Origin of the sequence: Pseudomonas sp. NFR09, assembly GCF_900111535.1 — a bacterium.
Lineage (GTDB): Bacteria > Pseudomonadota > Gammaproteobacteria > Pseudomonadales > Pseudomonadaceae > Aquipseudomonas > Aquipseudomonas extremorientalis.
This window is the reverse complement of record NZ_FOIH01000004.1, coordinates 351,461-376,313: the sequence shown is the minus strand read 5'-3', so window position 1 is coordinate 376,313 and position 24,853 is coordinate 351,461. Positions and strand designations below refer to the sequence as shown.

Here is a 24,853-nt window from a genome sequence, read left to right as displayed (position 1 = left end):
TGCCGCCGGGCGGTGCAAGCGTGGTTTGCGCAGGGGGTTGCGCAAGCCCCCTGAACAATGGCGATATACACCCCTAAAAAACCGAGGCCACCCCCATGCTGCTCGCCACCCTGATCCATCGCGCCAGTCTACCCTGCCCGCAAGTAAGCCCCGATCAGGCGGCTCAACTGCTCGAGCAGCATTATGGCCTCACGGGCACCTTGCAGTCATTGGGCAGCCAGCAGGATCTCAACTACAAAGTTGACAGTGCCCGTGGCCGGTTCGTTCTGAAAATCTGCCGGGGCGACTACGCTGCCGTTGAGCTTCAGGCCCAGCACGCGGCGCTCAACACCCTGCAGGCCGTGCGCGCACCCAAGGTCATCAAGGCTCTGACCGGTGAGGAACTGCTGACCCTGACCCTCGACGGCCAAACCTTGCATGTGCGGGTGCTGGATTACATCGACGGCCAGCCGTTGACCCATCAGGCGCATTTGGGGCACAGGGTGATCGCAGGCTTCGGCGATCTGTGCGGTCGGATGAGCCAGGCGCTGGCGTCGTTCGAACATCCGGGCCTGGAGCGTACGTTGCAATGGGACCCGCGCCATGCCCTGGAATTGATCAAGCATCTGCTGGCCACCCTGGAAGATTTGCCCCACCGCGAAGCACTGGAACAAGTGGCTGAGCAGGTCCGCAACCGCATGCGCTCCCTGGCCGACCACCTGCCGTGGCAAGCCGTGCACATGGATATCACCGACGACAATGTGGTGTGGCAGCGTGATGCGCAACGCCACTGGCAACTTCAGGGCGTGATCGATTTTGGCGATCTGGTGCACACCTGGCGCATTGCCGACCTGTCGGTGACCTGCGCCGCCCTGCTGCACCATGCCGAGGGCGATCCCTTTGCGATTTTGCCGGCAATCCAGGCTTGTCATGCGGTGACGCCCTTGCAACCCGCAGAATTACAGGCGTTATGGCCGCTGATCGTCGCCCGGGCGGCGGTGCTGGTCTTGAGCAGCGAGCAGCAACAACGGCTGGATCCGCATAACAGTTACCTGCTGAAAAACGCCGAGCATGAGTGGGAAATCTTCCATGTAGCGACCTCGGTGCCGTTTGAGCTGATGGAAGCGGCGATTCTCAGCCGTGTTGGCCAGGCACCCGCACCCATCCTCAGCCAAGGTTTTGCGCCCTTGTTGCCGGGGTTGGTAGGCCGCGAGTTCGCGCTGATCGACCTGGGTGTGCTCAGCCCGCATTTCGAGGCGGGCAACTGGGAGCAAGCCGGCATCGATCAACGCCTGTTGCAGGATGCGGCGGCGGTACATGGGTTGGCGGCGAGCCGCTATGGGCAATACCGTTTGTCGCGTACCCGGCCCGACAGTGCGACCGAGCCGGAGACGTTTGCGTTGCACGTTGAGCTGCACGTGCCATCGGGGACTTCCGTCGAAGCGCCGTTTGCCGGTGTGGTACGACGAGGAGCCAATGATGAACTTCATGTGCATAACAGCGAAGCGACCGTGCGGCTATGGGGTGTAAAGCCGCTGTTGCAGCCGGGGGCTGCGGTGCTCAAGGGCCAGGTGATCGGTGAGGCCGAGGGCCCGCTGACAGTGCAGCTTTGCCGTGTTGACTTGCCCGCACCGCTATTCTGCGCACCGTCCCGGGCAGCGGCGTGGCAAGCGCTTTGCCCATCGCCGGCTGCGCTGCTGGGGCTGGCTTGCGACGCCGAGCCCGAGCTGGACCCCAAGGCCCTGCTGGCCCGCCGCGACGCCAGTTTCGCCCGTTCGCAAAAGCACTATTACGTCGATCCGCCGCGCATCGAGCGTGGCTGGCGCAACCACCTGATCGACATGCAGGGTCGTTCCTACCTGGACATGCTCAACAACGTGGCGGTGCTTGGCCATGGCCACCCGCGCATGGCGGCGGTGGCGGCGCGGCAGTGGTCGTTGCTCAACACCAACTCGCGGTTTCATTACGCGGCGATTGCCGAGTTTTCCGAGCGCTTGCTCGCGCTGGCACCAGAAGGCATGGACCGGGTGTTCCTGGTCAACAGCGGCACCGAGGCCAATGACTTGGCGATACGCCTGGCCTGGGCCTACAGCGGCGGGCGCGACATGCTCAGCGTGCTGGAGGCGTACCACGGCTGGTCGGTGGCGGCGGATGCGGTGTCCACCTCGATTGCTGACAACCCCCAGGCCTTGAGCAGCCGCCCGGACTGGGTGCACCCGGTGACCGCACCGAATACCTATCGCGGCGAGTTTCGCGGGCAGGACAGTGCGCCCGATTACGTACGAAGTGTGGAGCACAACCTGGCGAAAATCGCCGCGAGCCAACGCCAGCTGGCCGGTTTCATCTGTGAACCGGTGTACGGCAATGCCGGTGGCATCTCGTTGCCGCCGGGCTATTTGCAACGGGTGTATGAACTTGTCCGCGCCCAGGGCGGCGTGTGCATCGCCGATGAGGTGCAGGTGGGTTACGGCCGCATGGGGCATTTCTTCTGGGGCTTTGAAGAGCAGGGTGTGGTGCCCGATATCATCACCATGGCCAAGGGCATGGGCAACGGCCAGCCCCTGGGTGCGGTCATCACCCGGCGTGAAATCGCCGAGGCGCTGGAGGCTGAGGGCTACTTCTTCTCGTCGTCGGGGGGCAGCCCGGTCAGTTGCCGCATCGGCATGGCCGTGTTGGATGTGATGGAAGAAGAAAAACTGTGGGAAAACGCCCAGGTGGTTGGCGCGCATTTCAAGGCACGCCTGGAAGCTCTGATCGAGCGTCATCCGTTGGTTGGCGCCGTCCACGGTTCCGGATTTTACCTCGGCCTGGAATTGGTACGTAACCGGCAAACCCTGGAGCCCGCCACCGAAGAAACCACTTTGCTGTGTGATCGCCTGCGGGAGTTGGGGATTTTCATGCAGCCTACCGGCGACTATCTGAACATTCTCAAGATCAAGCCGCCGATGGTCACGTCGAGGCGCAGCGTGGACTTCTTTGTCGACATGCTGTCGAAGGTGCTGGATGAGCAGGTGTGATTAATCGATTGTTATCGGTTAACTACTGTCATACTCATCAGCTATGATCTTTTGTCGCTTTTAAAGCCGATTTTTATCCGTTATAAAGTCGGCCTTTACCCCATTCGGAGTCCTGATCGCCATGACCACCCTGCACAGCACCCCTCGCGCCGATGGCTTCTACATGCCTGCCGAATGGGCGCCACAGACGCAAACCTGGATGATCTGGCCCGAGCGCCCGGACAACTGGCGCCTGGGCGGCAAGCCGGCGCAGGCTGCCCATGTGGCCGTGGCCAAGGCGATCGCACGCTTTGAACCGGTGACCGTTGCCGTATCTGCCGGCCAGTACGAAAACGCCCGCGCACGCCTGGATGTGCCGAATATCCGCGTGGTGGAGATGTCCAGCGATGACGCCTGGGTGCGCGACACCGGCCCGACCTTCGTGATCAACAACAGCGGCGAAGTGCGCGGCGTGAACTGGGACTTCAACGCCTGGGGCGGTTTTGACGGTGGCCTGTATGCGCCGTGGAACCGCGATTCCCAGGTTGGCGGCAAGATCCTCGAGATCGAACGCGCACCGCGCTACCGCACCGAAGGTTTTGTGCTGGAAGGCGGTTCGATCCATGTCGACGGCGAAGGCACCCTGATCACCACCGAAGAATGCCTGCTCAACCGCAATCGCAACCCGCACCTGGGCCGGGCCGAGATCGAAGCGGTGCTGAGCGCCAACCTGGCTGTGGATAAGATCATCTGGTTGCCGGATGGCCTGTTCAACGACGAAACCGACGGCCATGTGGATAACTTCTGCTGCTACGTGCGCCCGGGCGAAGTGTTGCTGGCCTGGACCGATGACGAACAAGACCCGAACTACGCGCGCTGCCACGCCGCAATGGACGTGCTGCAAAGCAGCACCGACGCCCAGGGTCGCTCGTTCATAGTGCATAAAATGCCGATTCCCGGGCCGCTGTACGCCACGGAGGAAGAATGCGCCGGTGTCGACCCGGTTGACGGCTCCCAGGAGCGGAATCCGTCGGTGCGTTTGGCCGGTTCCTACGTGAACTTCCTGATCGTCAACGGTGGCATCATCGCCCCAAGCTTCGACGACCCGCTGGACAGCCAGGCCAAGGCGATCCTGCAGGACCTGTTCCCGCAGCACGAAGTGGTGATGGTGCCGGGCCGCGAACTGTTACTGGGTGGCGGTAATATCCACTGTCTGACACAGCAGCAGCCGGCACCGCACAAAGAGTGAGTGCAGTTGTAACAGCATCGAGGCGATAAGCCGGGCGCAACCGGTTCCGGTGCCCACAGCAAGCCCGCGGCCCAGCAAGGTCGCGGGCTTTTTTGTGTCCGAATACCTATAAACACGAGACATTGGCATAGCTCTTGTATCGGTGCTGTCACAGTGGCCCAAGGTGATGACTGCGCAGTTCTGTCATAAACCTTGAGTAAGTTAGCCGCTCACGCAGTAGGAGAGAGCGCTGAAATGAATGCCGATATCAACCTGATGTACACGCGTGCGGCCCACCCCTTGCGGGTCAGCGGCGACGCGATTCCCGCACTGGCGCTCTGGTTGAAGGAAAACGGCTCGCGACGGATCAGGCGCCAGCCTGACTTGCGCAGCGTGATGAATGAACGCTACCCGGCAGGCCTGTTCAGCGAGGATGAAGTGCACGTGTTGTGCGACCTGCTGAAAAACTGAGTAACACCGAGCACAAATGTGGGAGGGGGCAAGCCCCTTCCTACACCCTTTGGATGTATTCGATTCAGAAACTGTAGGTCCCAGTCACCACCACGCTGCGCGGTTCTCCCGGCTGGATCTGCGCCACGCTGGTCGCCGACGCATAGTAGGTTTTGTCCGCGATATTGTTCAGCGCCGCCCTCACGTCCCATTCTTTCTGGCGGAACCCCGCCAAGGCATCCCAACGGCCATAACCCGGCAGCACCACGGTGTTGAGACTGTCGGCGTAACGATCCCCCACCAGCGTCAAACCGGTTTCGGCGTACCAGCCCATCTCGGGTTTCCAGGTGATGAACAGGCTGCCGTTGCGCTTGGCCACATCACTGACGCGCTTGCCTTCAAAGCCGTTGTTGTCCTTCACGACCGTGGCGTCCTGCAGGCCGATTCCCCCGCGAACGTACCAATTGCCGACGATCTTGCCGGTGGCGGTCAGCTCCACGCCGCGTGAGCGTTGCAAGCCGCTGAGCAGGGTGATGGTGCGGTCCAGCGGGTCGCTGGTGCGGCGGTTGTAGAGCTCCAGTTCGTACACCGCCAGGGTGGTGCTCAGGCGGTCGTCGAGCCAATCGCTCTTGACCCCGATTTCCTTCTGTTTGGTCAGCTCGGGGCTCAGGTCGTTGACGCTGCCGGCGGCGTTAGGGGTGATGCCGATCAGGCCGCCACCGGCCGGGGAGAACGTCTTGCTCCACGAGGCATAGAACGAGTGATGTTCCAGCGGCGTCCAGACCACGCCAAAGCGCGGGCTGGTGCTGTGGCTGTCGACGGCCTGTTGGGTGTTGAGGATTTTGTTCCTGGTGTCCACTTCGAAACGGTCGTAGCGCAGGCCGGCCAGGAGCTGCCATTGATCATTCAGGCGCAGCTGGTCTTGTACATAAACCGCACGACTTTCCACTTCGGTGTGGTTGTTGCTCGACACGCTCATCCGCCCGTTATGGCTCAGGTGGCGGTTGGGCTGGTTGAGGTCCAGGCTCGGCACGGCCTGGCCACCACGGCTGACGGCGGTGGCGGTGTAGAGCTTGGGATCGCGGCGCTGGCTGCCCAGCTCGAGGCCGGTGAGCAAACGATGCTCCAGGCCGAAGGTGCTGAAGCCGCCTTCCAGTTCGACGTTGTTGAAGAGGTTCCGCGTGGTCAGGTCTTGCTGCCAGCGCTGGCGTGTCACGCTGTTGGTCGCAGGCACGTAGGCGGTCTGGTAGGTGTTGTCGAAATCGCTGTCGAGCTTGAATACGCCCAGGGTCTGGCGCAGTTGCCAGTTGTCGTTGAGCTCATAGGCCAGCCTGGAGCGCAGGGACTGGGATTTATCGTCGATGTAGTCGCGGCTGTCGAAGTAAGTGGTGCTGCGGCTCACATCCGCCGGCCGGCCGTTGACCCCGGGAACGCCACGGTCCGGCGTGCGGTTGTAGCGGCTGTATTCGTATTGCACCAGCCAATTCAGGTCCGGCGTGAGCTGCCAGCTCATGGACGGTGCAAACAGCTGGCGATTGCCGCTGACGCCATCGCGCCAGCTGTTGTTGTCCTGGTTGCCCATGTTCAGGCGCAGGCTGATGTCATCGGTGGGGTCGGTGCTGAGGTCGGCATACAGACTGCGCAAATCGTTGCTGCCGCCTTGGGCCTCGATACTCGACTTGTGGCCGGCGCCAGGCAGTTTGCTCACACGGTTGACGATCCCTCCCTGACCGCCTCGCCCGTAGAGTACGGCTGCCGGCCCCTTGAGCACTTCGATGCGCTCGATGTTATGCAGGTCGCGCACGTACTGGCTGTCATCGCGGATGCCATCCAGGTAGAAGTCGTTGCTCGCGTCGAAACCCCGGATGCGCAGGCTGTCGAAGCGCGTATCGGCGCCGCTGCTGACGTTGGGAATGCCGCTCAACGCCTGGCCCAGGTCATTGGTGCCGTAGGCGCGCAGGCTTTCGGTCTTTACCGAGTCGATGGCCTGGGGCACATAACGCACCGGCGTGGCGGTGCGGGTGGCAGTGCTGGTTTCCTTGACGCGTGGGTCGTCTTCGTCAGCTTCGGCGCTGATCGAGGTTTCGGGCAACGTGGTGGCCGCGCAGGCAAAACCGGCAGACAGCAGAACGGAAAGCCCAAGGGTGATGGGCGTCAGGCGAAGGGCAGGCATTAAGGAACGTATCCGAATGGTTTGGGAGAAAAACAGCACGTTAATGGTAATGCTTTGCATTTGCGCGCGTTATCCATTGCCAAACGTATCGGCTTTGAAATATGTTACGAGATGTGTTTTTTGTCGTTTCGGCTGCGGTTTTTTGTCGCTTTCGATGTGGCTGTAAGCCCTGGCTTAGAATTATTTCGCCTAAATACAGACGATTCGCGAAATTGACACATAGTTCCGGGCGCGACTAGGATTGCGCCCAACGCCTGTGGCTAACCGCCATGACTCATCCAATAAAAAGGCCCGCGGCATGTTCAGTCGTCCGCGGGCCTTCTTTTTTCCGGATTCAGTCGACACCAGAAAAAGCATTACGGAGCCTGGTGTCACAGCGCGTACTCAACCAGGAATAAGGAATACAAGAAAATGTTGAAGCAACGGATGAGTCTGATCGCTCTGGGGATTTTGAGCGCATCGACAGCAATGGCAAACGACCAGGACCAGTCCAAGGGTTTTATCGAAGACAGCCACCTGAACATCGCCGCACGTAACGCCTACATCAGCCGCGACTACAAAAACGGCAAGCAAGACAAAGCCGAGTGGGGCCAAGGCTTCATCGGCAAGCTGGAGTCCGGTTTCACCCAGGGCACCGTCGGTGTGGGTGTGGACGTGATCGGCCAATACGCTATCCGCCTGGACGGTGGTAAAGGTCGCGCCGGCGCGGGCGGTATCGACTTCTTCAAACCGGGTAATGGCACTGCCGACAACCCTGGCTCGGCACCACACGACCTGGCCAAGGGCGGCGCTGCCGTCAAGTTCCGCGTTTCCAACACTGTGCTCAAGTACGGTGATCAGTTCCCGGCCGTGCCTGTGCTGCAGTACGACAACTCCCGTCTGTTGTCGGAAACCTACACCGGTACCTCGATCGTTTCCAAAGAGATCGCCGGTCTGCAACTGGACGCGGGTCACTTCACCAAAGAAGCGCGCAAGAGCATGGAAGGCACCGACAGCGGTCGCCTGAAGAGCATCGACTACATCGGCGGTAGCTACAAATTCACCGAAAGCCTGTCCGCTGCGCTGTATGCCTCCGACATGCAGGACGTGCTGAAGAAGCAATACGTCAACGTCAACTACGTGCTGGCCCTGCCAGAGAAGCAGTCGCTGACGTTTGACTTCAACGGCTACAAAACCAAGCTGGACAAGAGCTTCGCCCTGGAAAACCAAGGCAGTGAAGACGCTCGCGACAACAAAATCTGGAGCCTGGGCGCGACCTGGGCCGTTGGCCCGCACAGCTTCACCGTGGCTCACCAGCGCAGCACCGGCGACACCGGCTACCTGTACGGCGGCTACCGCAATGCTGGCGGCATCGGCGACGGTGGCAACACCATCCTGCTGGCCAACTCCTACTGGTCCGACTTCAACGGCAAGGACGAACGTTCGTGGCAAGTGGGCTACGGCATCGATTTCGCTACCTTCGGCGTGCCGGGCCTGACCTACAACGTTGCCTACGTACGGGGTACCAACATCGACGACGGTACCAACCGCGGCGACGGCACCGAGCGTGAAATCTGGAACCAGTTCAAGTACGTGGTCCAGAGCGGCCCGGCCAAAGACCTGAGCCTGCGTGCGCGTGCGTCCTGGTTGCGCGTTTCCAACAACGCCAGCAACTACAACGTAGGCGGGAACGAAATCCGTCTGTTCGCCGACTACCCGATCAACGTTTTTTAATTGATCCTGTGTCGCGCCTGAGTGTCAGGCGAAAAAGCCCCGACTGGTTCGGGGTTTTTTTATGCCCGTCTATACAAGGCGGACTTGTTACATCGGATCACTAATGAAGTAACCGGGCCCACCTTTATCCCCTTCCAGCGCAAGCCTAAATTGGCCCCACTGCTCGCCCATCACCCCGATGGTCGGCCACTGGAGTCCTCGCCATGCCCTTTGTCAGCCTGCGCATCACCCGTGACGGCGTTACCCCCGAGCAAAAAGCCCAGGTCATCGCTGAATTTACCGAAACCCTCGAACGCGTCCTGCACAAACGCCCGGACCTGACCCATATCGTCATCGAAGAAGTCGACACCGATAACTGGGGCTACGCCGGCATCACCACCACCGAATACCGCAAATCCCAAGCCTGAATCCCTACCGGAGCATCCTCATGAAAAAAGTCGTCATCATCACCGGCGCCTCCCAAGGTATCGGCGCCGCGGTCGTCCAGGCCTACCGTGCCCTCGACTACCGCGTAGTCGCCACCTCGCGCTCGATCCAGCCGTCCACCAACCCCGACATCCTCACCGTCGCCGGCGACATCGCCGATCCGGCCACGGCCCAGCGCATCATCCGCGACACCCTGGCCACCTTCGGGCGCATCGACAGCCTGATCAACAACGCTGGCATCTTCATCGCCAAACCCTTCACCGCCTACACCCAGGCGGACTACGCCAACGTGCTTGCGGTGAACCTCCATGGCTTCTTCTACATCACTCAACTCGCGATTGCCGAGATGGAAAAGAACCACGCCGGCCATATCGTCAACGTCACCACCAGCCTGGCTGACCACGCCATTGATGGCGTGCCGTCGGTACTCGCCAACCTCACCAAAGGCGGCTTGAATTCGGCAACCAAATCGTTGGCGATTGAATACGCCAAGCGTGGAATCCGTGTGAACGCAGTGAGCCCGGGCATCATCAAGACGCCGATGCACGGCGAAGAAACCCACGCGGCGCTCGGGCAATTGCACCCGGTCGGGCACATGGGGGAAGTGAGTGACATCGCCCAGGCAATTGTCTACCTGGAAACTGCCGGTTTTGTGACCGGCGAGATTCTGCATGTCGACGGCGGGCAAAGCGCCGGGCACTGATACACACGTCCCGGCCTAGCCCGGCCGGGCGTTGTCATCCCGAGGCGAGCGGCCGAAAAAAGCTTTATAGGCGCGACTGAACGCCGCTTCGGATTCATAGCCAATCGCAAAACCTACTTCTCCGATGCGGCCGTCCTGTTTGGCCAGCATGGTTTTCGCCAGGGTCAGCCGCCATTCATTCTGATACCGAAGCGGCGAGCGGCCGACCAGGGCGCTGAACCGTTCGCAGAAATTCGACCGCGACATGCCCGCCACCTCAGCCAGGTAGTCGATGCGCCATTGCTTGCCCGGTGTTTCGTGAATGGCTTTCAGCACGCGGGCGATACGCGCGTCCGACAACCCACCCAACCATCCGGAAGCGGCGCCCTGGTGCACCCAGGTGCGCAGGATGCGAATCACCACCAGGTCGATCAGGCGCGAAATCATTAATGCCCCGCCCGGTTGCGTGTCGTGGGCTTCGAGCAACATGAAATGCAGAATGCCTTCCGCCCATGCGGCGGCGTCGGCTTGCTGGATGTGGATCAGCCGAGGCAGGGCGAACAGCATGGCCTGGAAACTGCTCGCGTCGAACCAGAAGCGGCAGATGACTACGGTTGCCGGCCCATTCAGGGCGGTCAGCGTGATGCCAGTTGGAACGTGGGGCAGCAGGATCACATCGCCTTGCTCCAGCGCTACGGGAGGCTGATCAGCAACGTAGAGATGCAACCGGCCGTGCTGGAGCACGCAGATGTGCGCGCTTCTTTCATCCAGCGTGAGGGGCTGTGCCTCCGTCAGTGTGCAGGAATAAACCCGATCACCCGTCAGGCGGATCTGCGCCAGTACCTGGGACAGCAGGTCGCCCTTGGCCAGCCCTTCCAGCTGCAATTGCGGATGAATGATCAAGTTTTCCAAGGGATTCATCATGTCGGTTCGACCCCGCCCACACTAAGCTGACCGCCGAGATCATAGCGCGCCGGTGCCATCGGGATGAGCCTTTCCCGCGCTGACCGTTTTTGCACATCATCCAACCACATGGGAACCCCACTATGTTCGGAATCTCCGCTCTCGGCTGGCTGCACACCCTCGGCAGCCTGCCGGCCATTCCACTGGCCGCCTACATGTTTATCCGGCATGGCCGTATCGTGCCTCGGTCAGTGCCGGGGTTGTTGTACTTCGTGTCGATGATGATCGGTGGCCTCACCGTGTTCCTGGTCGCGCATCAGCCCGTCAGCAACGCCATCGGCATCATTACGATTGCGCTGCTGTTGGCGGGCTATGGGGTAGGGCGCGTGGCCTGGCTGGGGCGAGCCCGGGTGTATATGGAGACGATCTTGCTGAGCCTGACGGCTTTTTTCCTGATGGTGCCCACCGTGTCCGAGACGTTGCGCCGCGTTCCCGATGGTCACCCCTTCGTCACTGACCTGAAATCGCCGGTGCTGCTGGGCGCGCAGGCGGGCATTGCGCTGGCGCTGGTGATCGGCGTGACGGCGCAAATGGTGTACCTGCGCAGGCAATCGCGCCTCAGCACTGCCCAACGCTGAAAAACCGGGCAGGAACTGCCAGTTTTCATCGCCCAACACCGTGTAGCCGCCCATGAAGTGGAAGCCAGCAATCGTCACCCAAGTCGTCTCGACCACCCAGCCTGGGCCACGAATATGGGTGCAGTAGACGTGATACCTGAAAGGGTGAAAAAAGACTGCGCCCTATTAGAAGCGTCAAATAAGTGGCAAGTTTGACTCGGGTTTGCCGTTTGGCGGCATCTTAGACAATTTGTTGACAGTCTCTTTTGGATCCACCATGATTCCCGCGATGTTGATGGCTCTAAGCCATTAAAGTGATATTAGTAACGCGCATTCGTCCCATGCTGTGGTTCTTCAAGATTCAGGGATAAGGCGGCTTGGACTCGGATGGCCAGGCGACGTTGGTCAGGGTAGCCCTAAAACACTGTCACCTTTAATTAGCAGGCTCGTTTGTCGGTGCCTGCGCTCGAGTCTCTAGGAAGTAAACTTCATGGCTGTAGGACGAATTCTGGTCACCGGTGGTGCAGGTTTTATTGGTTCACATCTGGTAGATGCGTTGCTGGGCAAAGGCTACAAGATTCGCGTATTGGACAACTTGTCGACCGGTAAGGTGGCTAACCTGCCCGCCGGTAATCCTGATCTGGAACTGCTGGTTGGCGATGTCGCCGACAGCGCCGTGGTCGAGCAAGCCATGGTTGATTGCAGCGCAGTCGTGCATCTGGCTGCGGTTGCGTCGGTGCAGGCCTCGGTAGACGATCCTGTCGCCACTCACCAGGCCAATTTCGTCGGCACTCTCAACGTGTGCCAAAGCATGCTCAAGGCCGGTGTGGCGCGTGTGGTGTTTGCCTCCAGCGCGGCTACCTACGGCAACAACGGCGAAGGCACGGCCATCGCCGAAGACACGCCCAAGTCGCCACTGACGCCTTATGCCAGCGACAAGTTGGCCAGTGAGTACTACCTGGACTTCTACCGTCGCGAGCACGGCCTGGAGCCAGTGATCTTCCGCTTTTTCAATATCTTCGGCCCACGCCAGGATCCGTCTTCGCCGTACTCCGGCGTGATCAGCATCTTCACCGAGCGTGCGCTGGCAGGTAAGCCGATTACCGTCTTTGGTGACGGTGAGCAAACCCGCGACTTCGTCTACGTGCAGGACCTGGTGAGCATCCTCGTCCAGGCGGTGGAGACCCGCGAACCGGCACCTGAAGCCATCAACGTAGGGCTCAGCCGTTCGACCAGTCTCAACGACCTGATCGCTGAGCTGGGCCGTGCCACCGGTACTGCGTTGAACGTGACGTACCAAGCTTCACGTCAAGGCGACATCCGTCATTCGCGCGCGAATAACGCCCGTCTGTTGGAGCGCTTTGCACTCCCGCAACCGACCTCCATTGGCCAGGGTTTGGCGCAGCTGTTGCGCAGCTTGTAGTTCGCCGGTCACTTCGCCCGACGTCTACGCAGTATTGGCTCAGTCATCTTCAAGAGTGAATTATGGAAATCGTTTTCCGCAGGACGCGTATCCGCGCGATCGCTGAGCGGCTGTTGGCTGCTTTTGCCTTATTCGTCGGCGGGCCGACTGTGCACGCTGCTGCCTTGGCCCAACCGAACAGCGTGGCTTTCTGGTATGCCGAGCAACCACCGCTGCCGGAACTGGCGCAGTTCGACTGGGCCGTGGTCGAACCGGGCCACATGACCCCTGGCGATGTGAAAACCTTGCGGGCGTTGGGCAGCCAGCCGTTTGCCTACCTGTCCATCGGTGAGTTTGACGGCAATAAGGCTGAGGTCGAGAAAGCCGGGTTGAGCAACGCGGTTTCCCCTGTGCGCAATCACGCCTGGAACAGCCAGGTGATGGATCTCACGTCGCCGGTCTGGCGCGAGCATCTGTTCGGACGTGCCAAGGCTCTGGAAGCGCAAGGCTATACGGGTCTGTTCCTCGACACCCTCGACAGTTTCCAACTGATGCCCGAGGCTTCGCGCGAGAACCAGCGCGTCGGCCTGGCCACCTTGCTGCGTGAGCTGCACAAGCGTCAGCCGAACCTGAAGCTGTTCTTCAACCGTGGTTTCGAAGTGTTGCCTGAGCTGGACGGCGTTGCCGCCGCCGTGGCGGTCGAGTCGATCCATGCCGGTTGGGATGCTTCCGCCAAACGCTATCGCCCGGTGTCCGAGTCCGATCGCCAGTGGCTCGAAACCCACCTGCAACCGCTGCGCGCCAAGGGCGTGCCGCTGGTGGCCATCGACTACTTGCCACCCGAGCGTCGTGAGGAGGCGCGCACGCTCGCCAAGCGTCTGCGCGAAGAGGGGTTCATTCCCTACATCAGTACCCCGGACCTCAACACCCTGGGCATCAGCAGCATCGAGGTCCAGCCGCGCCGTATCGCGATGATCTACGACCCGCGTGAAGGTGCACTGGAAGATGCCGCTGGCCATAGCAACCTGGGTGGTTTGTTGGAGTACCTCGGTTACCGAGTCGATTACCTGCCCGCCGACAGTGACCTGCCGCTCTACGGTTTCAGTGGCTTGTACGCGGGTGTGGTCACCTGGATGACCAGCGGCCCGCCGCAGGATGCATCGGCGTTCAATCGCTTTATCAATGCCCGTCTGGACGAGCAGGTACCAGTGGCGTTTTTCAGTGGTCTGCCGGTTGAAGACAAATTGTTGCTCAAGCGCCTGGGCCTCAAGCTGGATGCGCCGCCCGCCACTCAGGTGTTGACCATCACCCACCAGGACAAGGCCCTGCTGGGCGCATTCGAGGCACCGGTGGTGCCTCGCTCCCGTGACCTGGCTGCGGTCTGCGTATTGCCCAACGGCCCAACCCCGGCGTTGTCCTTGAGCGGTGCCAATGGCGCCGTTTTCAACCCGGTGGTGGTCGGTAAATGGGGGGGACTTGCGCTGGCGCCTTACCTGCTCGAAATCAACAACGAGCGTAGCCGCTGGATTCTCGACCCTTTCGCGTTCCTTCAGGCCAGCCTGCGTCTACCGGCGCAACCTCGGCCGGACACCACCACCGAAAATGGCCGGCGCATCGCGACCGTGCATATCGATGGCGACGGATTTCCCTCCCGCGCCGAAGTGCGCGGCACTCCCTATGCAGGTCGTCATACCCTGGACGACTACATCAAGCCCAACCCGTTCCTGACGTCGGTGTCGATCATCGAGGGCGAGATCTCGCCGCGTGGCGCGTTCCCCTTCCTGGCCCGCGAGCTGGAGCCGATTGCCCGCGAGATCTTCGCCAACCCTAAAGTCGAAGTGGCCACGCACACCTACAGCCATCCGTTTTTCATGCAGCCGGATAAGGCCGAGAAGCGCGAAAATTTCAACCCGGAATACGGTTTGAACATGAAAATCGCCGGCTACGAAAAAATCGATTTTCGTCGGGAGATTTTTGGCTCGCGCGATTACATCAATCAGAACCTGACTACGCCACAGAAGCCGGTGAAGATGGTGTTCTGGCCAGGCGATGCGCTGCCATCCGCCAGCACCATCAAGCTGGCCTATGACGCGGGCTTGAAAAACGTCAACGGCGCCGAAACCATCATGACCAAGGCCAACCCGTCCCTGACCGGGTTGAACCCGTTGCTGCGGCCGACGCCTGGGGGGTTGCAGTACTACGCGCCGATCATCAACGAAAACCTCTACACCAACCTGTGGAAAGGCCCGTACTACGGCTTCCGTGAGTTGATCGAGACGTTCGAACTGACCGACAGTCCGCGTCGCCTGCGCGGGCTGCACCTCTACTACCACTTCTATTCCAGCACCAAGCAAGCCTCGATCAAGGCCATGCACGAGATCTACGGCTACATGCGCGAGCAACAGCCGATGTCGTTGTGGATGAGCGACTACGTCGACCGTCTGCATGGTCTTTACCAGTCGAGCCTGGCCCGAACGGCGGACGGCGCCTGGCAGATTCGCGGGATGGACGCTCTGCGTACCGTGCGCCTGGATGCACAGATGGGCTGGCCGGACTTGCTCCAATCCCAAGGTGTCGCGGGTGTACGTGACTTGCCGCAAGGGCGCTATGTGGCCCTGAGCAGCGACAAGGCATTGCTCGCATTGCGTGCGGACAGAGATCCCCATCCTGCGCTGGAGGAGGCCAACGTGCCGTTGCTCGATTGGCGTTACCTGGATGATCGGCGCGTGAGCTTTTCCTTCGCCGGTCAGTTTGACCTGACCTTCACCGTACGCTCGGCAACCGCCTGCCGCGTGGAAGTCGATGGGCAACGATTCGCTGGCAAGGCCTCGGCTGGCCTTTGGACTTTTCAACTTCCCATGAAGCAGGTGAGTAATGGTCAACTCCTCTGCAACTAAAAGCAGCCGCCTGCTTAACCCATGGGCATTGGCGGTGGTCGCTGTCGCCGTGGGCGGCCTGCTGTGGGCAACCTTCCAGCGTGAAGAAGTGTTCCAGCCCGACGGGCGCGAACCCGACGCCGTGTCGGCCAACTATGCCGAGCTGTTGCTGACGGCGCACCCGGATGACGACCATTTGCGTTTGCAATTGGTCGACTTGCTGATTCGCCTGGGTGACTACACCAAGGCGCGCCAACACGTGGACGCCTGGCCCAAGCCGCAGCCGGAGATCCAGGCCTACTATCGCCTGGAGCTGGACGCGCTGATCGCAGCCAGTGGCAACGACCTGATTGCGCAGCATGCGTTGGTCGAGCGTCTGCAAAGCTTCGATCATCGCAAGCTGCCGGTGGCCCAGCTGCAAAGCCTGGCGAAGCTGGCGTTGACCCTGCAGGCGCCGGCGTTTGCCGCCAGTGTGTTCGAAGAGATCGCAGGGCGTGACCCGGCGCAGCGCACCGAGGCGCTCAAATCAGCCGCGCAGTGGTACTTGGCGGGTGAGCAGCCTGCGCACGCGGCAGACATCTATCTGCAACTCAAGCGTGACGCCCAACAACCGGCCGAACGACGGGAGTACGCGCAACTTGCGTTCAACAGCCTGCTCTCGGCCGGCCGTGACGAGCAGGCCGCGCAAGTGCTGGCTGACGAGCTGCCCCGGCTGACGAACCCGCAGACCGACGTGGCGTGGCTGGAGCAAGGCGTGGATATCGCCGTTGCGACCAGGCAGTTCGACCTGGCCCAGCGCGTGCTCCAGCAGTGGCATGACCTGGAGCCTGGCAACCGCAAAATCCTGGTCAAAGAATTCCAGGTGCGCCTGTCTATCAATGATCTGGCGGGTGCATGGGAAACCGGTCAGGAGCTGGTCATCGATTACCCGGATGACACCGAGTTGCTGGGGCAAATGGCCAAGCTCGGTGAGTGGCGCGGTGATAACGAAGCCGCGCTGGATTACTGGATTCGCTTGCTCAAACTCAAGGAGGACCCGAAAACCCGCGAGCACGCCTGGCGCCTTGCCAGCCTGCAATTCGACTTCGCCCGCTCGATCCCGTTGCTCGCCGACATCATGCAGCAGCGTGCGCTCACGGACATCGAGCTGGATGCGTTGATCTACGCTCATGAATCCCGTGGTACACCGGCTGAAGCCGAGGCATGGCTGCGCACCTACCTGCGCAAGTACCCGGCCCATCGCCTGGCCTGGACACGCTTGCTGCACAACCTGGAAAACACCGGGCAGTTCGCGGCCAAAGGCAAGCTCTACAAGGACTATGCAAAACGCTACACGCTGACCACCGCCGAATTGGTCGATTGGGCCAGCACGCAAATGAAGCTGTTTGATGAGCCGGCGGCCTGGGAAGTGGTCAAGTCGGACGACTCATCCATCGATGACCCGGAATACTGGCGCACCCGTGCGGCGCTCGCCTGGGACCTGGAGCGCGACGAAGACTTGCGCGTCTCCCTGGAAAAACTGCTGTCCCTCAACGGCAAGCTGAACAGTGGCGACGAGAGCCAGTTGATCACCCTGTATCGCACCCGTGACCCGCAGCGTGCCTTGAAGTTGATGGTCGACAGCTGGCACCGCGCCCAGGATCCGCAACGGTTGGTCGAGGCGCTGCAACTGGCCCAGGAGCTGCACGAGTGGGATCAGGTCGTTACCCTGTTGGAAGACGCCAGGCAATACCCGCAGGCCTACGAGCAAGCCCAGGTCCTGGCGGTACGCGGTGCCTTGGCGGTGGAGCAGGGCGATCCCTCCGAGGCCGAGCGTCTCTATCTGCTGGGCTTGTCGCGCTACCCCGATGACAACCTGTTCCGCGAGCGTTTGACCTGGCTGTATGTCGACCAGGCCGACACGGCAAAACTCAAACTCCTGCTGGCCAAATGGCGTGCCTATGCACGGGCAGACCGCCTGCTCTGGCTGCCGTTCGCCAGCGCCAGCCAGCTGTTGGGGCGCGATGCCGAGGCGTTGGCCTGGTATCGCATGTACCTCAAGCTCAGCCCGAACGACTGGCTGGTGCAGGCCGCGTATGCCGATGCACTGGACACATCCGGCTACCAGGACGCCGCCCAGCGCCTGCGCTTGAAGTTGCTGCGCAGCCCCGAGGCCGACAACCTGCAACCCTCGTCCCAACGCTATGCGATCTGGCTGCGCTTGATGTCGAGCAGCTACTCGCCGCAGAAGGCCCAGCAAGAATTGCTGAAGTGGAAAGACGGTTCGCCGTCGATGAAACAGCTGTGGTTCGAACGCCTGCTGGCCCGCCTGGATGCGACCAACCAGCCAGCGCAGAAAGACGACTGGCTGGCCTGGGCGCGCACCCAAGGGCTCAAGGTCGACCGTTACGAGCAGATCCAGGAAGCCTTGCGCAGCCGCAATAAAGCCCAGGTCGAAACCCTGTTGGCCAGCAGCGACCTGAACCCGGCGCAGCGCGCACAGGCGCTCAGCCGTTTGGGGCGTACCAACGAGGCACTGGACACCAGCCTGTCCGCACTGGGCGACGACCAGCCGGATTCGGTGAACGAGCAACTGCGTCGCCAGGCGGTGGAGATCCACGAAGCCACCCCGCAAGGCGCATTGCTGTCGTATCAGAAACAGGATTTCGGTGGCTTGTCGTTTGACTCGCCGCGCCTGGAAATCGCCCACAACCTGGGTGACAACTGGTACGCCGATGTCGAGATGGAACACGGCAACTATAAAGGCGACGACGTCATCTCTTCGCGCATCGGCGACGAGAGCAACGCGGCCCTGACCTTGGTGCGCGCGGTGGAAAACGGCAGCTGGAAGCTGTTCGCCGACACCAGCCAACGCAAGGACGACGACCGTAACGGCCTGGGCCTGTCGCGCCTGTGGCAGTTGGGTAACAGCCACCAGATCGAGACCGGCCTGGACTGGCATCGCAAGAGCGACGACAGCGGCCTGATGCGGGCTTTCGGCCAGCAGGACCGCGCCTGGGTCGGCGGCCGTCACGGCCTGACTGCGCGGGACCAGTTGAGCTGGGAAGTGGCGCAGCGCTCGTTCTCGACCCGTGCCGGCGACTCGTTGGGCAGCGGTCATGCGCTGAAGCTGGAGTTTAACCACACGCTGGAGTTCGCCGGGCCTAACTGGACGGTGCGCAGTGGTGTGGATTACCAGAAGAACAACGTGAAGGATCGCAACCTGGATTACCTCTCCAGCGACTTCAAAGGCCCGATTCGAGTGCCTGATGTCGCGCCGCCTGAGCCGGGTGACCCGATCGAGTTGCAGACCATCCCGTCGGGCGACCTCCTGCAAAGCCGCTACGGCCAACTCTATGTCGGTACGTCCTGGCGTCGCGGCATCCCCGGTGCGCTGGTGCGCAGCAAGCCGCAATACACCTGGCTGGTGGACATGACGGCGGGCTGGCAGTGGACCGACCAAACCTTCAACTACGGCGTCAACACGGGCATTGGTTTCGAAGTGCTGGGTGACGACGAACTGGCCCTCACCTTCGGCTACCAATCTGCGCCACAAGGCGGGGATGGCAAGTCCGGCGGCACACTGGGCATGAGCTACGGCGTGCGTTTCGGGCGCTGATTACAGAATCTACGGGAGAAAAACCTATGCAAGCAATTCGTAACCTGAGCCTGGCCCTGACAGTGCTGTTCGTCGCCGGCTGCTCCAGCTTCACCAGTGAAAACAGCCCTGACCTGCCGCGTAACGCGCAGTGGGGCATCGTGCCGATGATCAACTATTCGCAGACCCCGCAAGCCGGTGAGCGCAGCGAGCAGATCCTGCTCAGCGTACTCAGCAGCCATGGCCTGCAACCGCGTGTTTATCCGACCAGCACCCAGGGTGAGCAGGCGCTGATGGACGACAACGAGCGCCTGACCGGTGCCCTGGAATGGGCACGTGAGCAAAAGCTCGATTACGTCATCGCCGGCAGCGTCGAAGAGTGGCAGTACAAGAACGGCCTGGATGGCGAGCCGGCGGTGGGCATCAGCCTGCGTGTGCTGGACGCCGACAGTGGTCGTGTGCTCTGGAGCAAAAGCGGCGCGCGCGCCGGTTGGTCCCGTGAAAGCCTGGCGGGCAATGCTCAGACGGTAATCGACAAACTGGTTGGCGCCCTTCGATTCGAGTGAACGCAATGAATTCTCCACACATGGATTACAGCCTGGCGCCTCGCGCCAGCGGGCCGGTGTCTTGGCTGGAAACACTCCTGGTAACGGGCTTGGCCATTGGCCTCGGCTTCTGGCTGACTCCCGAAGACCCGTTGCAAATGCACGGTGGTTTCCCCTGGCCAATCCTGGCGCCACTGCTGTTGGGTGTGCGTTACGGTTTTGTGCGCGGCCTGTTCAGCGCCGTGCTGCTGGTGGCGGCGCTGTTTGCCCTGCGCTACACCGGGCATGCAGGTTATACCCAGCTTGAGCCCTCGTTCATCGTCGGTGTGCTGGTGTGCGGGATGCTGGTGGGTGAGGTTCGCGACCTGTGGGTGCGCCGCCTGGAGCGTCTGCAGATGGCTAACGAATACCGTCAGTACCGCCTCGACGAATTCACCCGTGCCCACCAGATCCTGCGGGTGTCCCATGACCTGCTGGAGCAGCGCGTGGCCGGCAGTGACCAGAGCCTGCGCAGCTCGTTGCTGGGCCTGCGTGAAAAACTGCGCGGCATGCCGGTCGAAGGCGACGCATTGAGCGAGCTGGCCGAGCCGATCGTGGCGATGCTCGGCCAATACGGTGCATTACGCGTGGCAGGTTTGTACCGCGTCGACGACAGCGAGAAAAACCTACTGCCCCAGGCCTTGGCGATGATCGGCGTGATGGGGCCGCTGCAAACCGATGACGGTTTGATCCGGCTATGCCTGGAGCGCGGCGAACTGGTGAGCGTACGCCAGGAACTGATCGACGCCGGTAACGCCGCGCAGTTTTCCGCGCTGCAGGCCTGCATCCCGTTGATCGATGCCGAAGGCCGCTTGCTGGCTATCCTGGCGGTTCGGCAAATGCCGTTCTTTGCGTTCCAGGACCGCACCTTGAGCCTCTTGTCGCTGCTGGCCGGCCACATTGCCGACCTGTTGCGCCGCGATCCGCAAGTGCTGAGCCTGCCCGATGCGCACGCCCAGCAATTTTCGTTGCAGCTCAAGCGGTCGTTGGTGGATGTGGAACAGCACACATTGCCCGCCGGGTTGTTCGCGTTCGAGATGACGCGCGCCAACGAGGAACTGTCGCGTCTGATGGAGCGCAGCCAACGTGGCCTGGACTTGCACCTGGCGGTGCGCAACAACCGCGAACATCGCCTGCTGCTGGTGCTGTTGCCGTTGACCAGCCCGGAAGGTACCGAAGGCTACCTGGCGCGGATTGGCATGCTGTTGCACGAGCACTTTGGTATCGACACGGACCTGGACAGCCTGGGTGTGCGGGCCATGCCTTTCAACCTGGAGCCTGGCTGTGATCGCAACGGGCTGCGTAACTTCCTTTACAACGAATGTGGCCTGAATGATCAGCAAGTGGCTGTTTAGCGGCGCCGTGCTGCTGGAGGCGGGCAGTTGGGCCAGTCTGTGGCTCGATGCGCCGCAGATGCACCAACTGCTGGTGTTCACCTTCAGCCATGGCTTGGCCTGCCTGATGCTGTGCGGCGCCGTATGGTTGCTGTTGCCGGCGCGCTACCGGGCGCCTTTGCCGTGGAGCCCACTGTTCATTTTCAGCCTGGCGTTCTTTGTGCCGGTGATCGGCACCCTGGGCGTGGTTGCGTCGATCTTCCCGGCGCTGTACCTGCCGCGTAAACGCGACCAGCAGGCGTGGCGATCGGTGGGGATCCCAAGCCTGCCGTTCCGTGCGCAGGCCCAGACACGCACACCGATTTTCGCCGATGGCGGTTTGCAGGACGTGCTGCGCCACGCGCCCGATCCCGATCAGCGTCTGGCCGCTTTGCTGGCGACTCGCCGCATGCCTGGCAAGGACGCGGTACCCATCCTCAAGCTGGCCTTGGGTGACCCCAGTGATGACGTGCGTCTCCTGGCGTACTCGATGCTCGACAAGCAGGAAAGTGACATCAACCTGCACATTCAGATGGCGTTGGAACAGTTGGCCGGCGTCAGCCCCCGAACTGCCGGCCCGGTGCACAGCATGCTGGCGCGATGGTATTGGGAATTGGCCTACCTCGGCCTGGCCCAAGGCAGTGTGCTCGAGCACGTGCTGAACCAGGCCAGCGAGCATGCCGAGCAAGGTCTGGCGGCCGGTGAGGGCGGTGAGCTGTTGCTGCTGGCCGGCCGTATTGCCCTGGAGCGCGGTGAAAACGAGCGAGCCGAGGCCCTCTTGCACGAGGCTGAGCGAAACGGTCTGGGTGAGGCTCAATTACTGCCTTTCCATGCCGAGCTGGCGTTTGAAGCGGGTCGCTATCACGAAATCCCCGGGCTGCTCGCCAGGCTGCCGGAAGAAACCCGTCAGCGGCCACCCTTTGCTGAGTTGGTGAGGAGCTGGAATGAATCATAAGGAAGCCACCCCGACGGCCGACATCTGCCTGCTGCTGGAAGGCACCTGGCCTTACGTGCGCGGCGGCGTATCGAGCTGGATTCACCAGATGATCCTCGGCCTGCCGGAGCTGACTTTTTCGGTGATGTTCATCGGTGGTCAGCGCTCGGCGTACACCTCGCGGCGTTATGAAGTGCCGGTGAACGTGGTGCACATCGAAGAGGTGTTCCTCGAAGACGCGACGCACCCCGCCGATACCCGTGGCACGCCGCGCGATGCCGACCCGCAGCAGTTGGCCGACCTGTATCGCTTTTTGCACCACCCGGACCCGCCCGAGCGGGAACTGGGTGAGCGCCTGCTCAATTGCATCGCCGAGGGCCATATGACCCTGGATGATGTACTGCGCAGCCGTGCCAGTTGGGAAACCCTCAGCGAAGGCTATCGCCAGCACTGCGCCGACCCGTCTTTTGTCAACTATTTCTGGACGCTGCGTTCGTTGCAGTCGCCGTTGCTGATGCTCGCCGAGGCCTCGCGCAAGATACCGCCAGCGCGGGTGCTGCACTCGATTTCCACCGGTTACGCCGGGCTGCTGGGCTGCATCCTCAAGCACCGCTGGAAATGCACTTACCTGCTGAGCGAACACGGTATTTATACCAAGGAGCGCAAGATCGATCTGGCCCAGGCCACCTGGATTGCCGAAACCTCCGGGCAGGCGCTCAACCGCAGCCTCGACGGGGGCTCGGGGTATATCCGTACCCTGTGGGTGCGCTACTTCGAACGGATCGGCCAACTGGCCTACAACAGCGCCGACAAGATCATTGCCTTGTATGACGGCAACCGTCAGCGTCAGATCAAGGACGGTGCCGATCCGAGCCGCACGGCGCTGATCGCCAATGGCATCGACCTGTCGCAGTGGTCCCGCGCCATGGAAACCCGTGAGCCGGGCATTGCACCGGTGGTCGGGTTGATCGGGCGCGTGGTGCCGATCAAGGACGTGAAAACGTTCCTGCGTGCCATGCGCGGCGTGATCAGCGCCATGCCGCATGCCGAAGGCTGGATTGTCGGCCCCGAGGAAGAAGACCCGGAATACGTAAGCGAATGCCGCAGCTTGATGGCGAGCCTGGGGCTTGAAGGCAAAGTGCACTTCCTGGGTTTCCAGCGCATCCAGGACATCTTGCCCAAGCTTGGCCTGATGGTGCTGACCTCGATCAGCGAAGCACAACCCTTGGTGATCCTCGAAGCCTGGGCTGCCGGTACGCCGGTCGTCAGCAGCGACGTCGGCTCATGCCGCGAACTGATCGAAGGCGGCAGCGCCGAAGACCGCGATCTGGGCGTGGCGGGCAAGGTGGTGGCGATTGCCGACCCACAGGCGACGTCCGCCGCGATCCTGGAACTGCTGCGCAGCCCCGAGCGCTGGCAGGCTGCACAGGCCGCCGGCTTGCTGCGGGTCAACCGTTACTACACCGAAGCCCTGATGCTGCAGCGCTACCGCGACCTGTACCAGGCCGCCATGGAGAATAGTTAAATGGCCGGTATTGGCTTCGAACTGCGCAAGATCCTCTCGCGCGACTCATACACCGCCACCTTGCACGCCTATGTGTATGCAGGCCTGATCAGCTCCGGCCCGTGGGTGCTGTCGATCATCAGCGTAATGCTGGTGGGCATCATCAGCCTGGGCCTGCTGTTGCCCAACTCATTGGTGGGGCAGTTTCTGGTCACGGTGACGTACCTGATGGCCAGCTCATTGATCCTGACCGGTGGCCTGCAGTTGTTCTTCACCCGCTTCGTGTCCGACCAGTTGTTCGAGCACAACTACGAGCAGATTCTGCCCAACCTGCTGGGCATATTGTTGATGGTGACGGTCGGTGCCGGGGTGCTGGGGGTTATCGTGCTGGCGCTGCTGTTCGATCAACCGCTGGTCTACCGCGTGCTGGTGCTGTCGAACTTCGTGGTGCTGTGCAACCTGTGGCTGGTGATCATCTTTCTCTCGGGGATGAAGAAATACAACCGCATCCTGCTGGTAATGGTAGTGGGTTACTCGCTGATGGTCGCGTGCGCCTACCTGCTGAGTTTCCTGAAGATGCCCGGCTTGTTGCTGGCGCTGTTGATCGGGCACGGCAGCCTGTTGTTCCTGTACCTGTACGACATCCTGCGCGAGTACCGTGCCGAGAAAATGATTGCGTTTGATTTTCTCAATCGTCGCAACGTGTTCCTCAGCCTGCTGGTGACCGGGTTCTTCTACAACTTCGGCATCTGGGTCGACAAAATCCTGTTCTGGTTCAACCCAGGCACTTCCAACGAAGTCATAGGCCCGCTGCGCGCCTCGATCCTGTACGACATGCCGATCTTCATCGCTTACTTGGCGATCATCCCCGGCATGGCCGTGTTCCTGGTGCGTATCGAGACCGACTTTGCCGAGTGGTACGACCGCTTGTTCCGTGCCATCCGCGATGGCGAGACCTTGCAGCACATCGGCTCGCTGAAAACCGAGATGACCCTCTCCATCCGCCAGGGCCTGCTGGAAATCTGCAAAGTCCAAGGCCTGACCGTGGTGCTGCTGTTCCTCTTCGCCCCGCGCCTGCTGGAATGGATCGGCATCTCCAGCTACTACCTGCCACTGTTCTACATCGACTTGATCGGCGTGAGCATCCAGGTGGTCTTCATGGCGTTGCTCAACGTGTTCTTCTACCTCGACAAACGCCGCGTGGTCCTGGAACTGTGCGTACTGTTTGCCGTACTCAACGCAGCCCTGACCCTGCTCAGCATGCACCTGGGGCCCAGTTTCTTCGGCTACGGGTTTACGTTGTCGTTGCTGGTGTGCGTATTGCTGGGGCTGGCGCGGTTGTCGTCGGCGCTGGAAGATCTGGAGTATGAGACGTTTATGTTGGCGCGGTGATTGGGTTTCAGGTGGTGTGAGAAGGCACTTGGCGTTCGCGGCAA

17 protein-coding genes are annotated in these 24,853 nt (G+C 61.4%); 15 read left to right on the top strand and 2 right to left on the bottom strand.

Features of this window, described 5'->3' with window-relative positions; genetic code table 11:
* Positions 1-95 precede the first annotated feature (95 nt).
* The 3 genes from BMX59_RS12030 to BMX59_RS12020 all read left to right on the top strand — a co-directional run bounded on the left by BMX59_RS12030 (position 96) and on the right by BMX59_RS12020 (position 4,674).
* A complete protein-coding gene (locus BMX59_RS12030; RefSeq protein WP_093121615.1) occupies positions 96-2,996 on the top strand; it encodes an aminotransferase in 2,901 nt (966 codons plus the stop codon).
* Positions 2,997-3,117: 121 nt separating this feature from the next.
* Positions 3,118-4,224: an agmatine deiminase gene (aguA, locus tag BMX59_RS12025; RefSeq protein ID WP_071492467.1), complete on the top strand. Its 1,107-nt coding sequence runs from the start codon at positions 3,118-3,120 to the stop codon at positions 4,222-4,224.
* Positions 4,225-4,458: 234 nt separating this feature from the next.
* Positions 4,459-4,674 (top strand): hypothetical protein, encoded by a 216-nt coding sequence (locus BMX59_RS12020; RefSeq protein ID WP_071492466.1) that lies wholly within the window; start codon positions 4,459-4,461, stop codon positions 4,672-4,674.
* A 64-nt stretch (positions 4,675-4,738) separates the two neighbouring features.
* Here the strand turns inward: BMX59_RS12020 and BMX59_RS12015 are convergent, their stop codons facing one another.
* Complete coding sequence (locus BMX59_RS12015) at positions 4,739-6,826, bottom strand: TonB-dependent receptor (protein WP_093121953.1); 2,088 nt, start codon at positions 6,824-6,826, stop codon at positions 4,739-4,741.
* 411 nt (positions 6,827-7,237) lie between these two features.
* Between BMX59_RS12015 and BMX59_RS12010 the strand changes: the two genes are divergently transcribed.
* The 3 genes from BMX59_RS12010 to BMX59_RS12000 all read left to right on the top strand — a co-directional run bounded on the left by BMX59_RS12010 (position 7,238) and on the right by BMX59_RS12000 (position 9,668).
* A complete protein-coding gene (locus BMX59_RS12010) occupies positions 7,238-8,539 on the top strand; it encodes an OprD family porin (protein WP_071492465.1) in 1,302 nt (433 codons plus the stop codon).
* A gap of 203 nt (positions 8,540-8,742) precedes the next feature.
* Positions 8,743-8,946, top strand: coding sequence for a tautomerase family protein (locus BMX59_RS12005; protein ID WP_016979078.1), 204 nt, complete (start codon positions 8,743-8,745; stop codon positions 8,944-8,946).
* A 20-nt stretch (positions 8,947-8,966) separates the two neighbouring features.
* On the top strand, positions 8,967-9,668 hold the full coding sequence (locus BMX59_RS12000) for an SDR family NAD(P)-dependent oxidoreductase (protein ID WP_093121612.1): 702 nt from the start codon (positions 8,967-8,969) through the stop codon (positions 9,666-9,668).
* A 15-nt stretch (positions 9,669-9,683) separates the two neighbouring features.
* On the opposite strand, the gene BMX59_RS11995 is transcribed toward BMX59_RS12000, so the two are convergent.
* On the bottom strand, positions 9,684-10,568 hold the full coding sequence (locus BMX59_RS11995; RefSeq protein WP_256572956.1) for an AraC family transcriptional regulator: 885 nt from the start codon (positions 10,566-10,568) through the stop codon (positions 9,684-9,686).
* 125 nt (positions 10,569-10,693) lie between these two features.
* Between BMX59_RS11995 and BMX59_RS11990 the strand changes: the two genes are divergently transcribed.
* The 9 genes from BMX59_RS11990 to pelG all read left to right on the top strand — a co-directional run bounded on the left by BMX59_RS11990 (position 10,694) and on the right by pelG (position 24,809).
* The gene (locus tag BMX59_RS11990) at positions 10,694-11,188 is read left to right on the top strand and encodes a hypothetical protein (RefSeq protein WP_093121606.1); all 495 of its coding nucleotides are present in this window, start codon (positions 10,694-10,696) and stop codon (positions 11,186-11,188) included.
* A gap of 469 nt (positions 11,189-11,657) precedes the next feature.
* Positions 11,658-12,590, top strand: a complete 933-nt coding sequence (locus BMX59_RS11985) for an SDR family NAD(P)-dependent oxidoreductase (RefSeq protein WP_092248467.1) — start codon at positions 11,658-11,660, stop codon at positions 12,588-12,590.
* A 62-nt stretch (positions 12,591-12,652) separates the two neighbouring features.
* A complete protein-coding gene (locus BMX59_RS11980) occupies positions 12,653-15,466 on the top strand; it encodes a bifunctional glycoside hydrolase/polysaccharide deacetylase family protein (RefSeq protein ID WP_093121600.1) in 2,814 nt (937 codons plus the stop codon).
* Complete coding sequence (locus tag BMX59_RS11975) at positions 15,444-19,043, top strand: tetratricopeptide repeat protein (RefSeq protein WP_093121596.1); 3,600 nt, start codon at positions 15,444-15,446, stop codon at positions 19,041-19,043. Before BMX59_RS11980 ends, BMX59_RS11975 begins: the two co-directional genes overlap by 23 nt.
* A 26-nt stretch (positions 19,044-19,069) precedes the next feature.
* Entirely contained in the window at positions 19,070-19,588 is a 519-nt protein-coding gene (locus tag BMX59_RS11970) for a penicillin-binding protein activator LpoB (RefSeq protein ID WP_093121592.1), read from the top strand.
* A gap of 5 nt (positions 19,589-19,593) precedes the next feature.
* Complete coding sequence (locus tag BMX59_RS11965) at positions 19,594-20,961, top strand: PelD GGDEF domain-containing protein (RefSeq protein WP_256572951.1); 1,368 nt, start codon at positions 19,594-19,596, stop codon at positions 20,959-20,961.
* Entirely contained in the window at positions 20,939-21,934 is a 996-nt protein-coding gene (locus BMX59_RS11960) for a HEAT repeat domain-containing protein (protein ID WP_071492456.1), read from the top strand. The genes BMX59_RS11965 and BMX59_RS11960 overlap by 23 nt, the downstream gene beginning before the upstream one ends.
* Positions 21,924-23,438 carry a GT4 family glycosyltransferase PelF gene (gene pelF, locus BMX59_RS11955; protein WP_093121583.1) on the top strand — a complete coding sequence of 505 codons (1,515 nt, stop codon included), beginning with the start codon at positions 21,924-21,926 and terminating at the stop codon, positions 23,436-23,438. Before BMX59_RS11960 ends, pelF begins: the two co-directional genes overlap by 11 nt.
* Positions 23,439-24,809 (top strand): exopolysaccharide Pel transporter PelG, encoded by a 1,371-nt coding sequence (pelG, locus tag BMX59_RS11950; RefSeq protein WP_092248456.1) that lies wholly within the window; start codon positions 23,439-23,441, stop codon positions 24,807-24,809.
* The last annotated feature ends 44 nt before the right edge of the window (positions 24,810-24,853 follow it).

Excerpts from the sequence above, each read along its gene's own strand:
- BMX59_RS12020 (WP_071492466.1), top strand. The coding sequence starts at position 4,459 with ATGAATGCCGATATCAACCTGATGTACACGCGTGCGGCCCACCCCTTG.
- BMX59_RS11980 (WP_093121600.1), top strand. The coding sequence starts at position 12,653 with ATGGAAATCGTTTTCCGCAGGACGCGTATCCGCGCGATCGCTGAGCGG.
- BMX59_RS12000 (WP_093121612.1), top strand. The coding sequence starts at position 8,967 with ATGAAAAAAGTCGTCATCATCACCGGCGCCTCCCAAGGTATCGGCGCC.
- BMX59_RS12015 (WP_093121953.1), bottom strand. The coding sequence starts at position 6,826 with ATGCCTGCCCTTCGCCTGACGCCCATCACCCTTGGGCTTTCCGTTCTG.
- BMX59_RS12030 (WP_093121615.1), top strand. The coding sequence starts at position 96 with ATGCTGCTCGCCACCCTGATCCATCGCGCCAGTCTACCCTGCCCGCAA.
- BMX59_RS11975 (WP_093121596.1), top strand. The coding sequence starts at position 15,444 with ATGGTCAACTCCTCTGCAACTAAAAGCAGCCGCCTGCTTAACCCATGG.
- BMX59_RS12005 (WP_016979078.1), top strand. The coding sequence starts at position 8,743 with ATGCCCTTTGTCAGCCTGCGCATCACCCGTGACGGCGTTACCCCCGAG.
- BMX59_RS11995 (WP_256572956.1), bottom strand. The coding sequence starts at position 10,568 with ATGAATCCCTTGGAAAACTTGATCATTCATCCGCAATTGCAGCTGGAA.
- aguA (WP_071492467.1), top strand. The coding sequence starts at position 3,118 with ATGACCACCCTGCACAGCACCCCTCGCGCCGATGGCTTCTACATGCCT.
- BMX59_RS11990 (WP_093121606.1), top strand. The coding sequence starts at position 10,694 with ATGTTCGGAATCTCCGCTCTCGGCTGGCTGCACACCCTCGGCAGCCTG.
- BMX59_RS11965 (WP_256572951.1), top strand. The coding sequence starts at position 19,594 with ATGAATTCTCCACACATGGATTACAGCCTGGCGCCTCGCGCCAGCGGG.
- BMX59_RS12010 (WP_071492465.1), top strand. The coding sequence starts at position 7,238 with ATGTTGAAGCAACGGATGAGTCTGATCGCTCTGGGGATTTTGAGCGCA.
- pelG (WP_092248456.1), top strand. The coding sequence starts at position 23,439 with ATGGCCGGTATTGGCTTCGAACTGCGCAAGATCCTCTCGCGCGACTCA.
- pelF (WP_093121583.1), top strand. The coding sequence starts at position 21,924 with ATGAATCATAAGGAAGCCACCCCGACGGCCGACATCTGCCTGCTGCTG.
- BMX59_RS11985 (WP_092248467.1), top strand. The coding sequence starts at position 11,658 with ATGGCTGTAGGACGAATTCTGGTCACCGGTGGTGCAGGTTTTATTGGT.
- BMX59_RS11960 (WP_071492456.1), top strand. The coding sequence starts at position 20,939 with ATGATCAGCAAGTGGCTGTTTAGCGGCGCCGTGCTGCTGGAGGCGGGC.
- BMX59_RS11970 (WP_093121592.1), top strand. The coding sequence starts at position 19,070 with ATGCAAGCAATTCGTAACCTGAGCCTGGCCCTGACAGTGCTGTTCGTC.